14 protein-coding genes are annotated in these 18,472 nt (G+C 67.9%); 8 read left to right on the top strand and 6 right to left on the bottom strand.

Annotated features, from left to right (window positions below):
* Position 1 precedes the first annotated feature (1 nt).
* The gene (locus tag RIE31_04315) at positions 2 to 1,636 is read left to right on the top strand and encodes an ABC transporter ATP-binding protein (protein ID MEQ8639820.1); all 1,635 of its coding nucleotides are present in this window, start codon (positions 2 to 4) and stop codon (positions 1,634 to 1,636) included.
* Here RIE31_04315 and RIE31_04310 read toward each other — a convergent pair.
* Positions 1,633 to 3,039, bottom strand: coding sequence for a leucyl aminopeptidase family protein (locus RIE31_04310; protein MEQ8639819.1), 1,407 nt, complete (start codon positions 3,037 to 3,039; stop codon positions 1,633 to 1,635). The genes RIE31_04315 and RIE31_04310 overlap by 4 nt on opposite strands.
* Before the next feature lie 133 nt (positions 3,040 to 3,172).
* Positions 3,173 to 4,663, bottom strand: coding sequence for a glycerol kinase GlpK (glpK, locus tag RIE31_04305; GenBank protein MEQ8639818.1), 1,491 nt, complete (start codon positions 4,661 to 4,663; stop codon positions 3,173 to 3,175).
* Positions 4,664 to 4,796: 133 nt separating this feature from the next.
* On the opposite strand from glpK, the gene glpD reads away from it, so the two are divergent.
* Positions 4,797 to 6,449, top strand: a complete 1,653-nt coding sequence (glpD, locus tag RIE31_04300) for a glycerol-3-phosphate dehydrogenase (protein ID MEQ8639817.1) — start codon at positions 4,797 to 4,799, stop codon at positions 6,447 to 6,449.
* Here glpD and RIE31_04295 read toward each other — a convergent pair.
* On the bottom strand, positions 6,446 to 7,219 hold the full coding sequence (locus RIE31_04295) for an SIMPL domain-containing protein (protein ID MEQ8639816.1): 774 nt from the start codon (positions 7,217 to 7,219) through the stop codon (positions 6,446 to 6,448). The two genes, glpD and RIE31_04295, sit on opposite strands and share 4 nt — an antisense overlap.
* A gap of 169 nt (positions 7,220 to 7,388) precedes the next feature.
* Between RIE31_04295 and RIE31_04290 the strand changes: the two genes are divergently transcribed.
* From RIE31_04290 to RIE31_04280, 3 genes are all read left to right on the top strand, one after another.
* Complete coding sequence (locus tag RIE31_04290) at positions 7,389 to 7,853, top strand: Hpt domain-containing protein (GenBank protein MEQ8639815.1); 465 nt, start codon at positions 7,389 to 7,391, stop codon at positions 7,851 to 7,853.
* A gap of 16 nt (positions 7,854 to 7,869) precedes the next feature.
* Positions 7,870 to 10,077: a PAS domain-containing protein gene (locus RIE31_04285; GenBank protein MEQ8639814.1), complete on the top strand. Its 2,208-nt coding sequence runs from the start codon at positions 7,870 to 7,872 to the stop codon at positions 10,075 to 10,077.
* 221 nt (positions 10,078 to 10,298) lie between these two features.
* A complete protein-coding gene (locus tag RIE31_04280) occupies positions 10,299 to 10,997 on the top strand; it encodes a class I SAM-dependent methyltransferase (protein ID MEQ8639813.1) in 699 nt (232 codons plus the stop codon).
* Positions 10,998 to 11,016: 19 nt separating this feature from the next.
* On the opposite strand, the gene RIE31_04275 is transcribed toward RIE31_04280, so the two are convergent.
* Both RIE31_04275 and RIE31_04270 read right to left on the bottom strand, forming a co-directional pair.
* Positions 11,017 to 12,108 carry a zinc-binding dehydrogenase gene (locus tag RIE31_04275; GenBank protein ID MEQ8639812.1) on the bottom strand — a complete coding sequence of 364 codons (1,092 nt, stop codon included), beginning with the start codon at positions 12,106 to 12,108 and terminating at the stop codon, positions 11,017 to 11,019.
* 3 nt (positions 12,109 to 12,111) lie between these two features.
* Positions 12,112 to 13,707 (bottom strand): gamma-glutamyltransferase, encoded by a 1,596-nt coding sequence (locus RIE31_04270; GenBank protein MEQ8639811.1) that lies wholly within the window; start codon positions 13,705 to 13,707, stop codon positions 12,112 to 12,114.
* 133 nt (positions 13,708 to 13,840) lie between these two features.
* Here RIE31_04270 and RIE31_04265 point away from each other — a divergent pair, with 133 nt between their 5' ends.
* Genes RIE31_04265 through RIE31_04255 form a run of 3 tightly spaced genes read left to right on the top strand, consistent with a single transcriptional unit; the run spans position 13,841 to position 17,417 of the window.
* Positions 13,841 to 15,070: an amidohydrolase family protein gene (locus RIE31_04265; protein ID MEQ8639810.1), complete on the top strand. Its 1,230-nt coding sequence runs from the start codon at positions 13,841 to 13,843 to the stop codon at positions 15,068 to 15,070.
* A 33-nt stretch (positions 15,071 to 15,103) separates the two neighbouring features.
* The gene (locus tag RIE31_04260) at positions 15,104 to 16,051 is read left to right on the top strand and encodes a homocysteine S-methyltransferase family protein (protein MEQ8639809.1); all 948 of its coding nucleotides are present in this window, start codon (positions 15,104 to 15,106) and stop codon (positions 16,049 to 16,051) included.
* A 46-nt stretch (positions 16,052 to 16,097) separates the two neighbouring features.
* On the top strand, positions 16,098 to 17,417 hold the full coding sequence (locus tag RIE31_04255; protein ID MEQ8639808.1) for an FAD-binding oxidoreductase: 1,320 nt from the start codon (positions 16,098 to 16,100) through the stop codon (positions 17,415 to 17,417).
* A 51-nt stretch (positions 17,418 to 17,468) separates the two neighbouring features.
* Here the strand turns inward: RIE31_04255 and RIE31_04250 are convergent, their stop codons facing one another.
* A complete protein-coding gene (locus tag RIE31_04250; protein ID MEQ8639807.1) occupies positions 17,469 to 18,458 on the bottom strand; it encodes a homocysteine S-methyltransferase family protein in 990 nt (329 codons plus the stop codon).
* Positions 18,459 to 18,472: the final 14 nt, after the last annotated feature.

Raw genomic sequence — 18,472 nt, 5'->3', positions numbered from 1 at the left:
CATGGCCGGATCGCTGTTGCGCATTGATGATCTGGCGGTGGACTTTCACGTCCAGGGGCGGCGCATTCCGGCGGTGGACGGCGTCAGCCTGACCCTGGACAAGGGCGAGACCCTGGCCTTGGTGGGGGAGAGCGGCAGCGGCAAGTCGGTCACCGCGCTGTCCATCATGCAGCTATTGCCCTACCCCACGGCGCGCCACCCCGGAGGCTCCATCCGCTTCAAGGGCGAAGAAATGATCGCAGCGCCGCAGGCCCGCCTACGGGCGGTGCGCGGGGCGGAGATCGGCATGATCTTCCAGGAGCCCAAGACCGCCCTCAATCCGGTCCACACCATCGGCCGCCAGGTGGCCGAGAGCCTGATTCTGCACCAGGGACTGAGCCGGACTGCGGCGCGGGCGCGTGTGCTGGAGCTGCTCGACATGGTCCGCCTGTCCAACGCGCGCCAGCGTATCGGCGCCTTTCCCCACGAACTGTCCGGCGGTCAGATTCAGCGAGTGGTCATCGCCATGGCGCTGGCCAACCAGCCGGACCTGCTGATCGCCGACGAGCCGACTACCGCGCTCGACGTCACCATCCAGGCGCAGATACTGGAGCTTCTGGAACAGCTGCAGTCGGACCTTGGCATGGCCATGCTGTTCATCACCCATGATCTGGGGATCGTCCGCCGTTTCGCCGACCTGGTGGCCGTCATGCAGGCGGGGAAAATCGTCGAGCAAGGGGCGGTCGCCGCCGTCTTCGACAATCCTGCGCACGCCTACACCCGCCACCTGCTGTCGGCTGAGCCGTCAGGCCGCCCGACCGGGCCAGCGCCGGACGCGCCCATCGTCGTTGAAAGCCCCAGCCTGCGGGTCTGGTATCCCATCAAGGGCGGCGTCCTGCGCTTTACCCGCGGCCACGTCAAGGCGGTCAACGACGTGCCGGTGGCCGTGCGCCAGGGCCAGACCCTGGGCGTGGTCGGTGAATCCGGCTCCGGCAAGACGACGCTGGGCATGGCCCTGCTGCGGCTGATTCCGAGCCAGGGCGATATCCGCTTCGACGGTACGTCCATCCGCGATTTGCGCGGCCGCGCCCTGCGCCGGTTGCGCAGCGACATGCAGATCGTCTTTCAGGATCCCTTCGGCAGCCTCAGCCCGCGCATGTCCATCGCCCAGATCATCGAGGAAGGGTTGCGGGTTCATCAGCCCGGCCTGCGTGCAGGCGCGCGAGACGAGCAGATCGTCCAGGTCATGGGCGAGGTGGGGCTCGATCCCGCCACCCGCCATCGCTACCCCCACGAGTTCTCCGGCGGTCAGCGCCAGCGTGTCTCCATCGCCCGGGCGCTGATCCTCAAACCCCGTTTCATCGTTCTGGACGAACCCACCAGCGCGCTGGATCGCAGCGTTCAGGCGCAGGTCATTGACCTGCTGCGCGACATTCAGGCCCGCCACAAGCTGGCCTATCTGTTCATCAGCCATGACCTGAAAGTGGTCCGCGCTATCGCCGACCATATTGTCGTGCTCAAGGACGGCTATGTCATGGAGGCCGGTCCGGCCGATCAGGTGTTTGAGCAACCGCGGGCCCCCTACACCCGGGCGCTCATGCGCGCCGCCTTCGATCTGCAGGCGGCGGACGACGATGCCGGTCTGCTGCGCGATTAGCGCCGGGCCTTTTTGCCATCGGCCGGAAAGCGCCGGGCGATCGCCTGATAGACCGCCCGCAGGGCTTGCGCCTCGCCGCCACGCGGCCGGCCAGGCCGGTCGGCCCGGTTGCCGGCCATCAGATCAATATGCGCCCACGGCGTGGCCTCATCGACAAAGTGTTCGAGGAACAGCGCCGCCGTGATGGCGCCGGCAAAGGGGCCATCGGAAACATTGTTAAGGTCGGCGATGGGGCTGCGGATCAACTCGCGATAGGGCTGGTGCAGGGGCATCCGCCACAGCGGGTCTTCCAGCGCCTGGCCCGCCTGCAGAATATCCTCCGCCAACCGGTCGTCATTGCAGAACAGCGCCGGCAGGTCGGTGCCAAGGGCGACCCGCGCCGCACCGGTCAGCGTCGCATAGTCAACGATCATCGCCGGCTTCTCGCGCACCGCCTCGGCCAGCGCATCGCACAACACAAGACGGCCTTCCGCGTCCGTATTGCCGATCTCCACCGTCAGGCCCTTGCGCGTCTTAACGATGTCGCGCGGCCGCATGGCGTTGCCGGAGACGCTGTTCTCCACCGCCGGCACCAGCACCCGCAGCCGCACCGGAAGTTTCGCCGCCATGATCATGTGGGCCAATCCCAGCACATGGGCCGCACCGCCCATGTCCTTCTTCATCTCCAGCATGCCGGCGGCCGGTTTCAAGTCGAGTCCGCCGGTGTCGAAGCACACGCCCTTGCCTACCAGTGTCACCCGCGGGTGCGCCGCCCGCCCCCAGCTCAGATCAATCAGACGCGGCTCCGCGCCACGCCCGGCCGCTCGGCCGACCATGTGGATGGTCGGGTAGTTGCGCGCCAGAAGCTGCTGGCCGGTGGTCACGCTGATCCGCGCTTTGTGGCGTCGGGCCAGGGTCCGGGCCGCGACGGCCAGATCGGCCGGGCCCATGTCATTGGCCGGGGTGTTGATCAGGTCGCGCACCAGGCCGATCGCCTCTACCGTCGCGCTGACGCCCGGTTTGTCGGCCTGGGCCGGCCACACCAGGCTGGCCTTCGGCTTGCTGTCGGCCTTGTAGCGGGTGAAAGCATAGCAGCCGAGCGCCCAGCCCAGCGCCACCTGACTGGCCAGCGACGCCGCTGGCCGGCCCTCCAGGGCATAGCGTCCGGCCGGCAGTGCCGTCGCCAGGCGTGCATAGTCCCAGGGCTGGCGACTGGCGCTCTGCCCGACCAGCACCCGCGTCACGCCGCCCTTGCCGTCAGGCACCGCCAGATGGCTGCCGGCCTTGGCGGTGAACCCCTGACCGGCAACCCACGCCTGGTTCGCTGCGGGCTGTGTCTTCAGCCACGCCGCCAGATCATCCTTGGCAATGATACGCAGCGGCACAGTATCCCGGCTGGCGCGGGCAACGAGGTGGTTCAGCACGATTCTCTCCTTGGCGGTGGTGGACGGCGGCGGGCGGTGGTGGACGGGGCGGCAAGCTTGCCTGCCGTGCGCGCCGCTGCAAAGGGGCGCTGCCCGTCGCCGGTCGACGGGCCCGCCGCGAAAAACTCTCGGGTCAGGCCGGCGAACCGCGCAGCCGGCCGATGGCCGTCTGCCAGCCGCGGACCAGCGCCTGCCGACTGGCCAGCGTCATGCCCGGGTCGAAACGGCCGGCGGCGCGCCACACCTGGCTCGCCCGCTCCACCGACTCATGGAGCCCCGCGCCATAGCCGGCCAGCAGGGCGGCGCCTGCCGCCGTCGCTTCGGCCGTCGCCGCCCGTTCCACCGGCAGGTCCGCCATGTCTGCCAGAAACTGCATCAACCAGTCATTAACCGCCATGCCGCCATCGACCCGCAGTGTCGCCGGCGGAGGCGCACCGTCCGCCTGCATGGCCTGCAGCAGGTCGCAGGTCTGGTAGGCCACCGCCTCCAGTGCGGCGCGCGCCAGATGGCCCCGCCCCGTATCCCGCGTCAGACCGAACAGCGCGCCGCGCGCCGCCGCATCCCAGTGCGGTGCGCCGAGGCCGGTGAAGGCAGGCACCAGATAAACCCCGCCATTGCCGTCCAGGGCGCGGGCCAGCGGCTCACTCTCCGCCGCCGCACCGATCACGCCCAGACCATCGCGCAGCCACTGCAGCGCCGCACCAGCCACGAAGATGCTGCCTTCCAGCGCCCAGGTCACCCGGCCGTCCAGCCGCCACGCCGGGGTGGTCAGCAGACGGTTGCGGGAGGCGACCACCCTGTCGCCGGTATTCAGCATTATGAAACCGCCGGTACCGAAAGTTGCCTTCATCATGCCCGGCGCAACGCAGGCCTGGCCCACCATGGCCGCATGTTGATCACCGGCCATGCCGGTAATCGCCATGGTCTGGCCGAACAGCGATGGCGTCGTTTCGCCGAACCGTCCGGCGCAATCCACCACCTCGGGCAGCATCGCCCGTGGCACACCAAACAGGCGCAGCAGATCTTCGTCCCAGTCCTGGCGATGAACATCAAACAGAAGCGTGCGCGCCGCATTGGTGGCGTCTGTGGCGTGCACCTTGCCGTCGGTCAGACGCCACAGCAGGAAACTGTCCACCGTGCCGAAGGCCAGCCGTCCGGCTTGCGCCGCCGCCCGCGCGCCATCCACATGGTCCAGCAGCCAGACGATCTTGCTGGCCGAGAAATAGGAGTCCGCCAGCAGCCCGGTGCGCGCCTGAATCATCGCCTCATGGCCATCCGCCACCATGCGCTGGCACAATGCGGCGCCGCGCCGGTCCTGCCAGACAATGGCGTTGTGGACCGGCCGGCCGGACGCACGATCCCACACGATGGCGGTCTCGCGCTGGTTGGTGATGCCGACGGCGGCTACCGCGCGGTCGCTGGCCGTCGCCAGAGCGTCGCGGCACACCTGCACCGTGTCCCGCCAGATGATTTCCGGGTCATGCTCGACCCAGCCGTCGCGCGGAAATATCTGCGGCAGCGCCACCTGCGCCGTGGCCTGAACGCCACCGGCCCCATCAAACAGCAGGGCGCGGGTGCTGGTGGTTCCCTGATCAATCGCCAGGATCAATGGCAAAGCGGCCATGATGGCTCCTTCCGATGACAGGGCCGGATGATGCCAAGCCCGTCACAACCGGCCAACGGTGGCCGCCGCCATTCTCCACCGCCTCGGCATCCTCTATGGTGCGGCCCCTACCGTCCCGTTCACCGGCAGCGCCATGACCGCCCCTGAATCCTGCGACCTGCTCGTCATTGGCGGCGGCATCAATGGCGTGGCAATCGCCCGCGAGGCGGCGCTGCGCGGCCTGTCCGTCGTTCTGGTGGAACAGGATGACCTGGCCGCCGCCACCTCGTCGGCCTCCAGCAAGCTGGCCCATGGCGGACTGCGCTATCTGGAACAGGGCGCGTTCGGCCTCGTCCGTCAGTCCCTCAACGAGCGCAGCGCCCTGCTCGCCGCAGCCCCGCACATTGTGCGGCCCCTGCGCTTTGTGCTGCCCCATGACTCCGACCTGCGGCCCGCCTGGCGCCTGCGCCTGGGGTTGCTGCTCTATGACCTGCTGAGTGGCGCGCCAACCACCCTCAGCCCGTTCAGCCGGGTGCCGCCGCCGCTACCGGCCAGCGCCGGACTCGATCTCAGTGCAGCGCCGGAAGGCGCGCCCCTCAAAGCCGGGTTGCGCCGCGCCTTCACCTATTCCGATGCCTGGGTCGAGGATTCGCGCCTTACGGTGCTCACCGCCATGGATGCCGCCCGCATGGGCGCCCGCATCCTGACCCGCAGCCGCTGCGTCTCGGCCCGTCCCGACCAGGCCGACCCGCGCACCTGGCGTATCACCCTCGCCGCCAACGGCCCCGGCGGCGTCAGCGCCGAGGTCGCCGCCCGCGGCCTGATCAACGTGGCCGGACCATGGGTCAGCCAGGTGGAGCAGCAGGTCATCGCCGGCGGCGAGGCCCTGCCCGTGCGCCTGGTCCGCGGCAGTCATATCGTGGTGCCGCGGCTTCACCACGGCGATCACGCCTATATCCTGCAGGCGGCGGACCGCCGCATCGTCTTCGTCCTGCCCTATGAGCGGGACTTTAGCCTGATCGGCACCACCGACGCGCCACTGACCAGCCTGCCCGACACCATCGAAGCGTCGGGGGAGGAAATCGCCTATCTGCTGAATGTCGTGGGCCGCTGGTTCCGGCAACCGCCGACCCGTGACCAGGTCGTCGCCACCTTTGCCGGCATCCGCGCGCTGGCCGATGACGGCCGGGCCGAGGCCCGCGCCGTCACCCGCGAATATGCCCTGCATCTGGCGCCGTCTGTGCCGCCGCGGCTGTCTGTGGTCGGCGGCAAGCTCACCACCCACCGCCATCTGGCGCGCCAGGCACTGGACCGCATGGCGCCGCGCATCGGCCAGGTCCGGGGTCCGGTGACCACTCTGCGGCGCAGCCTGTTGTCAAACGCGGTTATCGCTCTGCGTCCTGTCGCCACGCCCGTGCTGCCAGCCAGGCAGACCGTGCACGCCCTCGAATTTGACCACGCCGCCGCGGCCACTCTGCCCGGCGGCGACCTGCCGGCCGGCGGCGTTGACGACATTGCCGCTACGCTACGAACGCGTGTGGCGGATATGCCGGCGGCTCTCGCCGACCGCCTGGCCGGTACCTACGGCACCCTGTCCCTTGATCTGACGGCCGGCTGTTCTGCGCTGGCCGATCTGGGGCCGGATCTGGGCGGCGGCATGAGCCCGGTGGAGTTGCGCTGGCTGCGCGCCCATGAATGGGCCCGCACCGCTGAAGACGTGCTGTGGCGACGCACCCGTCTCGGCCTCACCGCGCCCTCCGGCACGGCCGAGCGCATCACCCGCTGGTTCGCGCAGCAGCCGACCTAGGGCGCCGTCAGCGCCATCACCAGGTGCACCTCGGCGCTGACGGTCAGCTCGCCCGGCACTACCGGCACACTGCCATCACCTGCCCGCGCTTCCAACGCCATGGTCCTGTACGGCGGCGCCTGCCGGGACTCGCTGGTCAGCTCGATGATTCGTCCCGCCGTCACGCCGGCGGCGGCGGCCATCACCCGGGCCTTGACCAGCGCCGCCTCCACCGCCAGGGCCAGCGCCTCATTCTCAAGGGCGACCCGATCACTGACATCGAAGGACAGGCCGCCGGCCTGGTTGAGCCCGGCCTGCGTCGCCGCATCCAGCACGGCACCGATCCGGTCCAGATCACGGATCACCAGATGCAGGGTGCTGGCTGCCTGATAGCCGCTGATGCGGGGCGCTTGCCCGCCGGCCGGACGGTCATACAGCGGCGACAGAGAGATCTGCGTCGAACGTATATCGCGCCGGGCGATGCCCAGGCCGGCGAACTGCTCCAGCGCCGCGTTCAGGGCTTGCCCATTGGCGGTCAGGGCCTGGCCGGCGGTGCGCGCCTGCACAACCACGCCGGCTTCGAACCGGGCCATGTCCGGCACGGCGACTACCACGCCGCTGCCACTGACCCGCAGCACCGGGTCCGGTGCCGTCACCACCGCGCCGTCCTGAGCGGCCGCTGCCGGCGACCATACCATGAAGGCCGTCGTCAATCCGGCGACCAGGAGGGCGATCAGCACAGCGGGCCGGCCTACGTGCAAGGGCCGGATACGATGATGAATGGACAGCATCTTCGCCTCTCGTCTGTTTCCCGGCGCATCGACACGGGGCGATGCCTGGCCGCAGTCTCCCGCGCCATTCTGACGCCAATACGGCAGGCCCGTGATGCGCGGTTACATATATTAACCAATATTCAATCTATGATTGTATTACTACTCAAGCCTACTACTGGAGGACGACATGCCCGACAGCCAAGCCCAGGCCACCACCGGCCGGCGGTCCGTCAACGGCCAGACCATCCCGAGCGATCCCGAAGCCGCCCTGCGCGCCGCAGAAGCGGAAGTCAGTGCGCTGGGCGGCGCCTTTCTTACCCAGGCGGAGGCGGAGATTCGCTACATCCGCGACCTGGCCATTGCCGCGCGCACCAAGCGCGCGCCGGACGACGCGACCAACCGCATGTTCACCATTGCCCACAATCTGAAGGGTCAGGGCGGCACCTTCGACTACCCTCTGCTCAGCCAGATTGCTGCCAGCCTGTGCGATCTTCTGAACCAGCACACCGCTGAACGCGGTCGGGTTCTGACAATCGTCGATCATCACGTCGCGGCGCTGGACATTATCGTTCAGCGTCGGTTGAGCGGCAGCGGCGGCGCACTCGGCACCCAGCTGGTCAACCGGCTGCGCGCGCTGAACGCCACCGCGTGACCGGGCGCGTGCTGCCATGACCCGGTCTCCGGCTGACGACGCCTCAACGTTCCGCGCCTTCTTTGACGCCAGCCATGACCTGCTGTGCGTGGCCGGCGCCGACGGGTTCTTTCGCGACCTGAACGATAGCTGGGAACGGGTTCTCGGCTGGACCCGAACCCAGCTTAAGTCGCGCCCTTATCTCTCCTTCGTTCATCCCGACGACACCAGCGCCACTCTCGCCCGTGCCCGCCTGCTGCAGGACGGCGCGGCGGTGGTCGATTTCGAGAACCGCTACCGCTGTGCTGACGGGTCGTGGCGCTGGCTCAACTGGACTGCTGTCCCGGCCACGGAAGGCGGCCTGTTCTGTATCGCCCGCGACGTCACCGAACGCCATGTCATGATCAATGAGCTGGAAGACGCCAAAGAGCGTTTTGAGCTGGCCGTGCGCGGCGCTGACGTGGGCATCTGGGACTGGGACGTTCAGGCCGACCGCATGTGGCTGTCACCGCGCTTCAAACAGCTTCTTGGCTTCGGTGAATTCGAACTGGCCAACGACGTCATCGTCCTGTCCAGCCTGCTGCATCCCGACGACCATACGCTTGCCAAAGCAGCCTTCCGCCGGCTGCTGGAAAAGCGCCAGGCCTATGACCTCAAATGCCGCCTGCGCACACGGTCCGGCGAGTGGCGCTGGTATCATGCCGCCGGCCAGGCGGTCTGGGCGTCCGATGGACAGCCCCAGCGGCTGGCCGGCTCATTGCGCGACATCAACGCCGACAAGCTGTCGGAAAGCATATTGAAAGACAGCTATGAAGAGCTGGAGCAGTCGCGCAACCTGTTGAGCGACCACGCCAAGCGGTTCGCCCGCATGGCGCGCGAGGCGGAACTGCAGAAAGAGCGGGCCCAGGCGGCCGACCGCGCGAAGTCGGAGTTTCTCGCGACAATGAGCCACGAGATCCGCACTCCCATGAACGGCGTTCTGGGGATGCTTGGCCTGCTTCTGGACACCGACCTGGCGGCGGAGCAGGAGAAAATGGCGCTGACCGCGCGGCAATCGGCGGAGGCGCTGCTGGTCATCATCAATGACATTCTCGACTTCTCAAAACTCCGGGCCGGCAAGGTGGAGTTCGAACACTATGATTTTCCGGTGCGGGATCTGACGGACAGCGTCACCGCGATTCTCGGCCCGCAGGCGCGGGAGAAGAAGCTTCCCCTGACGGTGGTCATCGAGTCCGACGTTCCGCCGTTTCTCAACAGCGATGCCGGACGCATTCGTCAGATCCTCATCAATCTTGTGGGCAACGCCATCAAGTTCACCGATTCCGGCAAGGTCGATGTATCGGTCGGTCACAAGATGCTGGATGGTGGCGACATAGAGCTGCTCTTCACCGTGTGCGACACGGGAATCGGTATTCATCCCGAGGTACTGCCGCGGTTGTTCGACCGCTTCGTCCAGGGCGATAGCTCGAACTCCCGTCATTTCAGCGGCACCGGTCTCGGTCTTGCCATCTGCAAGGAGCTCAGCGAACAACTGGGCGGAACGATTTCGGCCACCAGCACACCGGGCCGCGGCAGCACGTTCCGCTTCTCCATTCGCTGCCGGCGGGGCATGCCGCCCCGCGAAGATCATGCCGATGCCGAATCCCTTGCCATTACCCGGCCTCTCAGGATTCTGGTGGCGGAGGACAATCATGTAAACCAGGCGGTGATCACCACCTTGTTGCACCGTTTCAATCACCGCACCGATCTGGTGGCCAACGGTAAGGAAGCGGTGGATGCGGTCCAGGCACAACCCTACGATCTGGTGCTGATGGACGTGCAGATGCCGGAAATGGATGGCGTCCAGGCGACCCGCGCCATCCGCAATCTGCAGGCGCCGGCGCGTGCTGTCCCCATAATCGCTCTCACCGCCTCGGCCATGAAAAGCGACCGTGATCGGTGCCTCGCCGCCGGCATGGACGATCACATCGCCAAGCCGATTGATCTGCGCCACCTGATGGTCGCAATCGCCCGCTGCGTTGACCAAACCGAGACCAGCGGTAATCCCGCACAACCACCTGCGCCAACGCGCGGCGCGGATGCCGGTCCCGCTGCCGGCGCCGGGACTGGCTCTGTCACCGGCCGCCCGACCCGACGGGAGGCCATGACCGACCACCACCATGCCAGCGCTGACCGGGCCAGCGACGAGCTGCAGGCCCTCATCGCCGCCATCGATCACAGCGCCAGCTCCGGCGAAACCGCCTGACCCGCGGATCTCGGGCGCAGCGCCGCTTCACGGCGGGCGACCCCTGCTTTAGCTTCAGTCGCCCAGCGGCCGACCGGAGCAAGCCCATGGCCCACGCGGCTTCCTCACCAGCCAAGCCCTGCCCCAACTGCCCGGTCTGCCGGAGCCGGCGGTTTGTCAACGTGGCCGCCGGCGCAGACTGGGCGGCCAGGGCGGCCAGGGCGGACGATGACCGCCGACGAGTGCTGACTGTCGCTCGCGAGCTTGGCTGGACGCCGGACTTTCACATCAACCGCTGTGACGATTGCGGCTTCCTGGCGCTGGCGCCCATGCCGGACGCCGCCTGGCTCGGCCGCTTCTATGGTGGCTACTATGCCAGTCCCGCTTACGATGCCAAACGGCATCGCAAGATCCGCCGCAGCCGGCGACGGCTTGCCCGCCTGGCGCCCTTTGTCCGGGGCGGGGACTTTCTCGATGTCGGGTGCAATCTGGGCTTTGCCTGTGCCGCCGCCGACGAGGCTGGCTATCAGGCGACCGGCATTGACCTTGACGCCGAGGCCATTGCCCGCGCGACGGACGACTTTCCCGCCTGCCGGTTCGAAACCGCCGATCTGCCGGACTTCGCGGCGCGCCATCCGGCCGCCTTCGATCTGGTCCACTGCGCCGAGGTCATCGAGCATCTGACGGCCGTGCATCCGTTCGCCGAGGCCCTTGGCCGTGTGCTGCGGCCTGGCGGCGTTCTGTTCCTGACCACGCCGGACGCCGGACACTTCCGCCGGCCGCGCAATCTGCTCGACTGGCCGGAAGTCAAACCACCGGAACATCTGTGCTGGTTTACCCGGACCAGCCTCGCCCGCCTGATGGACGATCACGGCCTCAGCGTCGAACGCTTCTTCTTCAGCCTCAAGCCTGGCATTCGTCTGGTCGCACGCAAGCGCTAGACCGGCTTCGGACCAGCCGTCACCGTGGTGGAATCAGCACCAGCTTGCCGACGAAGCCCTTGGCCTGAAAGACCTCCTGGGCGCGCCGGATTTCGGCCAACGGAAAGGTCTCCGCCACCACCGGCCGGACCGCGCCGCTCTCCACCGCCGTCATCAGGCCGGCGAAGACGCCCTCGCCCAGCACCGTGCAGCCGTGCAGCGCCAGATCCTTGAGATAGAGTGTCCGCAGATCGAGCCCGACCATTGGTCCGGCGATGGCGCCCGACACGCCATAGCGACCGCCCGGCCGCAGCACATCCAGCAGCTCCGGCCACGCCGCGCCGCCGACCACGTCAATCACCACGTCAATGCTGTCCGGGCCGAGCGCCGCGAGAACCGACTCGCCGCGCGGCACCACCTCGCGGCTGCCCAGCGCCCTGACCTCTCGCTCCTTATCACGGCCCGCCACGGCGACGACGTGGGCACCACGCGCATGGGCCAGTTGCACGGCGAACGAGCCGACGCCGCCGGAAGCGCCGGTCACCAGAACCCGGTCGCCGGCGCCGACGGCAGTGCGGGTCAGAAGATTGGCCGCCGTAGAGCCGGCGCACGGTACCGCCGCCAACTCGCTGTCGGAGAGGGCGCTGTTAACTCCATGGGCGTGGCTCGCCGGCACTGCCACATACTGGGCGAAGGCACCGTCGCGTTCCGAGCCCAGATAATCGGCCCGCAGGATGCCTGTCGCGTCCTGCCGCCGCAGGCATGGCTCGATCAGCACCCGCTGGCCCACACGCCCCGCCGCCACCCCGGCGCCGACAGCGACGATCCGCCCCGCCGCGTCGGCCCCCTGGATGCGGGGAAAGGCAATGGCGCCGGACCAGCCGCCATCATCATCCGCGGCGGCGGGTAGTGCCACCGACTGGTCGGTGCCGCCGGTGACGGACTTGGCATACCAGCCAAGCCGCGTATTGATGTCTGTATTGTTGATGCCGGCCGCCGCTACCTGCACCAGCACCTCGCCGGCCGCCACTTGTGGCACGGGCACGTCATGCCTTACCTCAAGCCGCTCCGGCCCGCCATGGCCGGTCAACAGCACCGCTGTCATCTGTGCGGGAAGTGCGTCTGTCACCATCACTCACACTCCACAGGCCTGGCCGTCGCCGCGCGGATCGGCCGCGCCCTCGATGCGCCCGTCGGGCCAGCCGACCAGCGCCCCCGCATGACCCATGACGGAATCGAAGTCCGCCGCCAGGCGCACATCATGGCCCCGCTGGCGCAGCCCGTGCACCACCTCCGGCGCGAAGCGGGACTCAAGCCGCAGGGCGGAAGTCTCCTCGCCCCAGGTGCGGCCCAGCAGCCAGCGCGGCGCCGAAACCACTTCCTGCAGACCCATGCCGCGCAGCACATGACCGGTGAACAGTCGCGCCTGGGTCTGCGGCTGGCCGTCGCCGCCCATGGTGCCATAGGCCATGACCCGGCCGTCGCTGAGCCGGGCCAGGGCCGGCTGGATGGTATGGAACGGTCGCCGGCCGGGCCCCAGAACATTGGGGTGGCCGTCTGTCAGGCGAAAACTCATGCCGCGGTTCTGCCAGACGATGCCAGTACCGGGCACGACGATGCCAGAGCCGAATTCCCAGTACAGGCTCTGGATGAAGCTGACGGCGCGACCCTCTCTGTCCACCGCACCCAGCCACACCGTATCGCCGCCGATCCGCGCCGGCGGCCAGGGCGCGGCCACGGCCGGATCGATTGCCGCGGCCATGGCATCCAGCGCCGCCGGCTGCAGATAAATCGCCGGCGACGCCGCCATGGTCAGCGGCTCGCCGATAATCCGGTCGCGCACCACAAAGGCTTGTTTGGTTGCCTCCACCAGACCATGCACATAGGCGCTTTCGTCCGCGCCGCGCGTCGAGCCCAGCCGGTCGGCGATGGCCAGAATCATCAACGCGGCCAGACCCTGGGTGGGTGGCGGCAGGTTGAACACCGAATGGCCGGCCACCGGAACCGACAGCGGCGCCACCGCTTTCGCCTGAAACGACTCCAGATCGGCCAGCCGCAGCGGGCTGCCCGCCGCCGCCAGACCGTGCGCCAGCAGCCGCGCCATGTCGCCACGATAGAAACTGTCGGCGCCATCGCGGCCGAGCGCCTCCAGAACCTCAGCCAGCAGCGGCTGGATAAAACGCTCACCTTCAGATGGGGCGTTGCCGCCAGGCAGGAACAGGTCGGCGAATCCGGCAACGTCCTGCAGCCCGTCCCGCTTATCGGCGGTTGTCTCGGCCTGCGACCGAGTGACGGGAAATCCGTCGCGCGCGTGGCCGATGGCCGCCGCCAGCAGATCGGCCAGCCGCCGTCGCCCGCCCCAGCGTTGCTGGGAAAGGGCGTGGGCCGCGCCCCAGCCGGCGACGGCGCCCGCCACGGTCAGGGCGGCCAGCGGACCGCGCCCGGGAATCTCCGCCAGCCCCCGGTCACGGTAGTGCGCCAGCGTGGCGGCGTTCGCCGCTGTGCCGCAGGCTTCTATGGCCAGGGGTGTTTCGCCTGGCTCATGGATGAGCCAGAAATTGTCACCCCCAAGACCATTCATGTGCGGATAGACCACGGCGATGGCCGCCGCCGCCGCCAGCATCGCCTCAATGGCATTGCCGCCATCGCGCAGCACGTCGCGTCCGGCCTCCGCGGCCAGATGATGCGGAGCGACGACCATGCCGCCATAGGCCTGGGCTGTGTGCAGCACGCTCTCTCCTCTTCAGATCCCCGTTCGCCACCCTGGCGAAACCCCGACCGGCCCGTACGGCGGGCTGGGTTGAGGCCACAACGGGTCCGGCCCACAGTTCCCCACCGGCCGGCCTAGAGCAAGACAGGGACCCATGGACCGCATCATTCGCAACGCCCGAATCGGCACAGATGCCACCCGCCCGCTCGTGGACATTGCCATCGCCGACGGCCGCATCGCGGCGATCGCCCCGAACCTGGCGGCGGACGGGCCACAGCATGACGCCGCCGGCCGCTACGTCTCGCCCGGTTTCGTTGAATCCCACATTCATCTGGACAAGTCCTGCATTCTCGACCGCTGCGCATCGGAACGAGGTGACCTGCAAGAAGCCATTGGCGAGGTGGCCAAAGCCAAGAAAGGCTTCACCGCCGAGGACGTGCAGACGCGGGCGCGGCGCACCCTGGAGAAGTGCATCCTGCAGGGAGCCACCCACATGCGTACCCAGTTGGAGGTGGACCCCGCCATTGGCCTGCGCGGACTCGACGGTGTGCTGCCTCTGATCGATGAATATCGCTGGGCCATCGATATGGAGATCTGCGTCTTTCCTCAGGAAGGCCTGCTGAACAATCCGGGCACCGACGATCTGATGGTGGAGGCGCTCAAGCGCGGTTGCCGGGTTGTCGGCGCGGCGCCCTATACGGACTCCGATCCCGCCGGCCAGATCGACCGCGTCTTCGCCATGGCGCGGGAGTTCGACGTGGACATCGACATGCACCTGGATTTCGGCGCCGATCCGACGCGACTGGATCTCGACCAGGTGTGCCGCCTGACCGACCGCTTCGGCTATGGCGGACGGGTGGCTATCGGCCACGTCACCAAGCTCGCCGCCGCCTCGCCGGCGCAATTTGACGCCGCCGCCCGACGCCTGGCCGATGCCGGCGTGGCGCTGACCGTGTTGCCGTCCACCGATCTCTTTCTCATGGGCCGCGATCACAGCGAAAACCACCCCCGTGGCGTCACGGCGGCGCACCGGCTGCTCCACGCCGGAGTCAATTGTGCGCTGTCCACCAACAATGTGCTGAACCCCTTCACCCCCTTCGGCGATTGCTCGCTGGTGCGCATGGCCAATCTCTATGCCAACATCGCCCATGTGGGCGCGCGATCCGATATAGAGGCCTGCCTCCATATGGTGACGACGCGCGCCGCGCGCCTCATGCGGTTGGACGATTATGGTCTGGAGGTCGGCAAGGCCGCCGATCTGGTAATTCTCGATCACACCGACGCGGCCGGCGTTGTCGCCGAACTGGCGCCACCGCTGATGGTCTTCAAACGCGGCCGCCCCACCGTCACCCGCCAGCCGGCCACCCTCCACCGGCCCGCCTGAAGCGGCCCCCTGACCTTACCCGGAGACGCAGCCATGGCCGACCTTTGCACCACCATGATGGCCGGTGATCTGATCCTGCTGGATGGCGCCATGGGCACCGAACTGGAACGGCGCGGCGTGCCCATGAACGGCGTGGCGTGGAGCGCCGAAGCGCTCGACACCCATCCTCATCTGGTGCGCCGGATTCATGAGGACTTTATCCGCGCCGGCGCCGACATCCATATAGCCAACACCTTCGCCTGCGCCCGCCATGTGCTGGAGCCAGCCGGCCTCGGCCACCGCACGGAAGACTATAACCGCCGCGCCGTGCGCCTCGCCCGCGAGGCGGTGGCCAGTGCCGCCGACGGCCGGCCGGTGTGGATTGCCGGCTCCGTCTCGTCGTTTGCCGAACGCGGTGATCGCGGCAAGGCGCCGGAGTCCGCCGCCCTGCGCCGTATCTATGACGAGCAGATCGGCTATCTGCTGGACGAAGGCGTCGATCTGCTGGTGCTGGAAATGCTGGCCGAGCCGCGAATCAGCCGGATCATTGTCGAGGCGGCGGCGGCCTCCGGCCTGCCTCTGTTGCTGGGCGTCACCTGCCGCTGGGGGGCCGACAATAAGACCGTCATCGCCTCCACGCGCGGCGGTGGCCTGCCCCTGACCGACAGTGTGCTGCTGGACGATCTGCTGCCGCTGCTGACCGGTGCCCTGAACGCGGCGGCCGCAGCAGAGCGGGCCGCAGTCGGCATCATGCACAGCAATTTTGACGTCACCGATCCGGCCCTGGCCATGGTCGCCCGCCACTGGACAGGGCCGCGTCTGGCCTATCCCCATTCAGGCGGCATCAAATGGCCCAAATGGCAATTCGACCAGGTGTGCAGCGAGGCGGAGTTCGCCGCCGCCACCCGCCGCTGGGTCGCCGGCGGCGTATCGGTCATCGGCGGCTGCTGCGGCATCGAGCCGCGCCATATCGCCGCGATGACCCATGCGCTGCGTTCGTGACCGCGCTACCATGAATCAACCGTGACACCGGAGGCTGGAGAGGCAGATGCCCAGGACGACCATTACGCCTGACGATGGCGATACCAACGGCTGGTACAATATTCTGCCGGAGGCGTCGCCGCCGCGCCGCGTGGACGGCGACATGAGCTGCGACTGGGCGGTGGTCGGCGCCGGCGTGACGGGCCTGGCCGCCGCCCGCCGGCTGGCCGAGAACCGACCCGATGACCGGGTCTTCCTGATTGAGGGGCAGCGTGTCGGTTGGGGTGTATCGGGCCGCAACTCCGGCTTTGTGTTGGGCATCTGGTTTCATGGCGAGCCGCCGGAGGCCGATTTCCCGAAGATCCGCAGCATGCAGCGGCTTAGTGAGTTCGGCCGCGACCAGCTCAAGCATCTGGTGGAGCACAACCAGATCTCCTGCCAGTGGTCCGACTGGGGCCAGCTCTATGTCAGCGCCGGCGACACCGGTGACGCCATGCTGGAAGGCTATGCCCGCGGCATGGAAAAACTGCAGGCGCCGCACTCGGTCCTGTCGAAGGAAGAGGTCAAGACCCGTACCGGTTCCGACTTCTATCGCTGGGGCGTTCACACACCCGGCACGGCGCTGATGAACCCCGCCGCCATGACCCGCGGCCTCGCCCGCACCATGCCGGCCAATGTGACGGTGCTGGAGGAATCGCCGGTCATGGCCATGCGCTACGGCAAGCCGCATGAACTGACCTGCCCCAAGGGCACAATCAAGGCGACCAACATCGTCATCTGCACCAATACATACTCGCCGCATCTTGGCTTGATGTGGGCGAAGTGGCGCATGGTGCCGGCTGGTCTGTTCGCCAGCCTGACGCGGCCGCTGAGCGATCAGGAATGGGAGGGCATCGGCGCACCGGGCGAGGCCGGGCTTCTGCCGTCGGCGCCGGCTGGCTCGACCGTGCGCATTACTCAGGACCGTCGCATCCTGATGCGCAACACCTTCGACTTTCTGCCGAAAATGCGGGCGACGCCGGAGATGTATGCCCGCGCCCGGGCCAACCACTATGAATCGATCCTGCGCCGCTGGCCCAGCCTGAAGGATGTGGAGATCATCGATACCTGGCACGGCGTGCTGGGGCCGACGCGCAACCAGGGCCATATTTTCGGCCGTATCCGCGACAATGTGTTTGCCTCGGTGGCCTGCAACGCGGCCAATGTTTCACGTGGAACAGCTTCCGGCACTTTGCTTGCCGACTATGCCACGGGCGGAGATTCGGAACTTCTGCGCGAACAGATGGCCATTCCCCGGCCCAGCATCCTGCCGCCGGCGCCGATCCTCAAATTCGTGGTGGACCGGCGGCGGCGCAAGGCCATGGCGGTCGGCGACAACGAGCGCTAGGTCGCGCCCGCCGCGCCGGAGAGCCGGGCCGGGCCTGCGAACCTCCCCGGGCTAGCGCCCGGGGATTTTCTTGGGCAGCGCGTCGCGCAGAGGGGCGATGTATTCCGGACCGAAGCCACAGCAGGCGCCGATCACCTGGGCGCCCAGGCCGACCCACTCTTTGGCCAGCCTGGTGAAGTCGGCGACCGAGGTGGCGTTGGTCGTGGCTGTATCGCCGTGGCGGTCCAGATAGTCGCGCCGCCCGGCATCGGGATAAACGGCGATCGGGCCCGGCCACTTCTGCCTGAGTTGCGGAATCGACGCGCTGGTTGCCTCCACCGAACTATGAAAGATGCTCATGACTTCGCCACCCAGCGGCAGCACCTTGTCCATGCCAGACTCGAACGTCTCGGGGTCGGCATAGCCGCTCATCACCTTGCCGTCCTCCAGCCGTGTCTTGAAACCGACCCAGACCGGCACACCAAGCCCCATACAGGCTTCCGACACCCACTGTCGCTGCGTCGTCGTGCCGGTGGACTCGGCAATCAGGAAATCGGCGCCGGCCATGACCAGGACCTCTGCCTGCTCGCGGATGCTGGCCCGCGTATCCTCTTCGCTCAGTTCCGGATACTCGCCCCAGAAACCGACCCGTGGCCGGCTGCGCATGGCGTCGCGCATGCGCCGGTTGCCGCCGGCGATGACGCCATAGTTGGATACAGCGGCGCCGATCCATACCGGGCGGCCCCTGGCGGCGCGGTCGCGCGCCTGCTGGACCAGCGCCACCGCCCGGATGTTGAGCTCCTTCGCCATGTCGGCGAGACCCAGATTCATCAGCACATGGCGGGCCGATGAGAACGTGTTGGTGGTGATGACGTCGGCCCCGGCCTCGATGTACTGCTGGTGCATCAGCCGCGTGGTGTCGGGATGGGTGGACAGGCCGCTGGCCGCCCAGGTCTTGTCCATGGGCGCGCCAAGAGTCTGCAAGTGGGTGCCGATGGCACCGTCCAGGATGATCACATCGCCCTTGTCGAGACGCGCCTTCAGGCTGGCATAGTCGGACATGATTCCTCCGCGGC

This window comes from Alphaproteobacteria bacterium (genome assembly GCA_040218575.1).
Taxonomy (GTDB): Bacteria; Pseudomonadota; Alphaproteobacteria; order JAVJRE01; family JAVJRE01; genus JAVJRE01.
The sequence above is the reverse complement of the archived record's forward strand: the minus strand, read 5'-3'. Positions and strand labels throughout refer to the sequence as shown.

Bases quoted from the DNA above. Each gene is read 5' to 3' on its own strand.
- RIE31_04250 (MEQ8639807.1), bottom strand. From the start codon at position 18,458: ATGTCCGACTATGCCAGCCTGAAGGCGCGTCTCGACAAGGGCGATGTG.
- RIE31_04275 (MEQ8639812.1), bottom strand. From the start codon at position 12,108: ATGGTGACAGACGCACTTCCCGCACAGATGACAGCGGTGCTGTTGACC.
- RIE31_04315 (MEQ8639820.1), top strand. From the start codon at position 2: ATGGCCGGATCGCTGTTGCGCATTGATGATCTGGCGGTGGACTTTCAC.
- RIE31_04285 (MEQ8639814.1), top strand. From the start codon at position 7,870: ATGACCCGGTCTCCGGCTGACGACGCCTCAACGTTCCGCGCCTTCTTT.
- RIE31_04260 (MEQ8639809.1), top strand. From the start codon at position 15,104: ATGGCCGACCTTTGCACCACCATGATGGCCGGTGATCTGATCCTGCTG.
- RIE31_04295 (MEQ8639816.1), bottom strand. From the start codon at position 7,219: ATGCTGTCCATTCATCATCGTATCCGGCCCTTGCACGTAGGCCGGCCC.
- RIE31_04290 (MEQ8639815.1), top strand. From the start codon at position 7,389: ATGCCCGACAGCCAAGCCCAGGCCACCACCGGCCGGCGGTCCGTCAAC.
- glpK (MEQ8639818.1), bottom strand. From the start codon at position 4,663: ATGGCCGCTTTGCCATTGATCCTGGCGATTGATCAGGGAACCACCAGC.
- glpD (MEQ8639817.1), top strand. From the start codon at position 4,797: ATGACCGCCCCTGAATCCTGCGACCTGCTCGTCATTGGCGGCGGCATC.
- RIE31_04265 (MEQ8639810.1), top strand. From the start codon at position 13,841: ATGGACCGCATCATTCGCAACGCCCGAATCGGCACAGATGCCACCCGC.
- RIE31_04255 (MEQ8639808.1), top strand. From the start codon at position 16,098: ATGCCCAGGACGACCATTACGCCTGACGATGGCGATACCAACGGCTGG.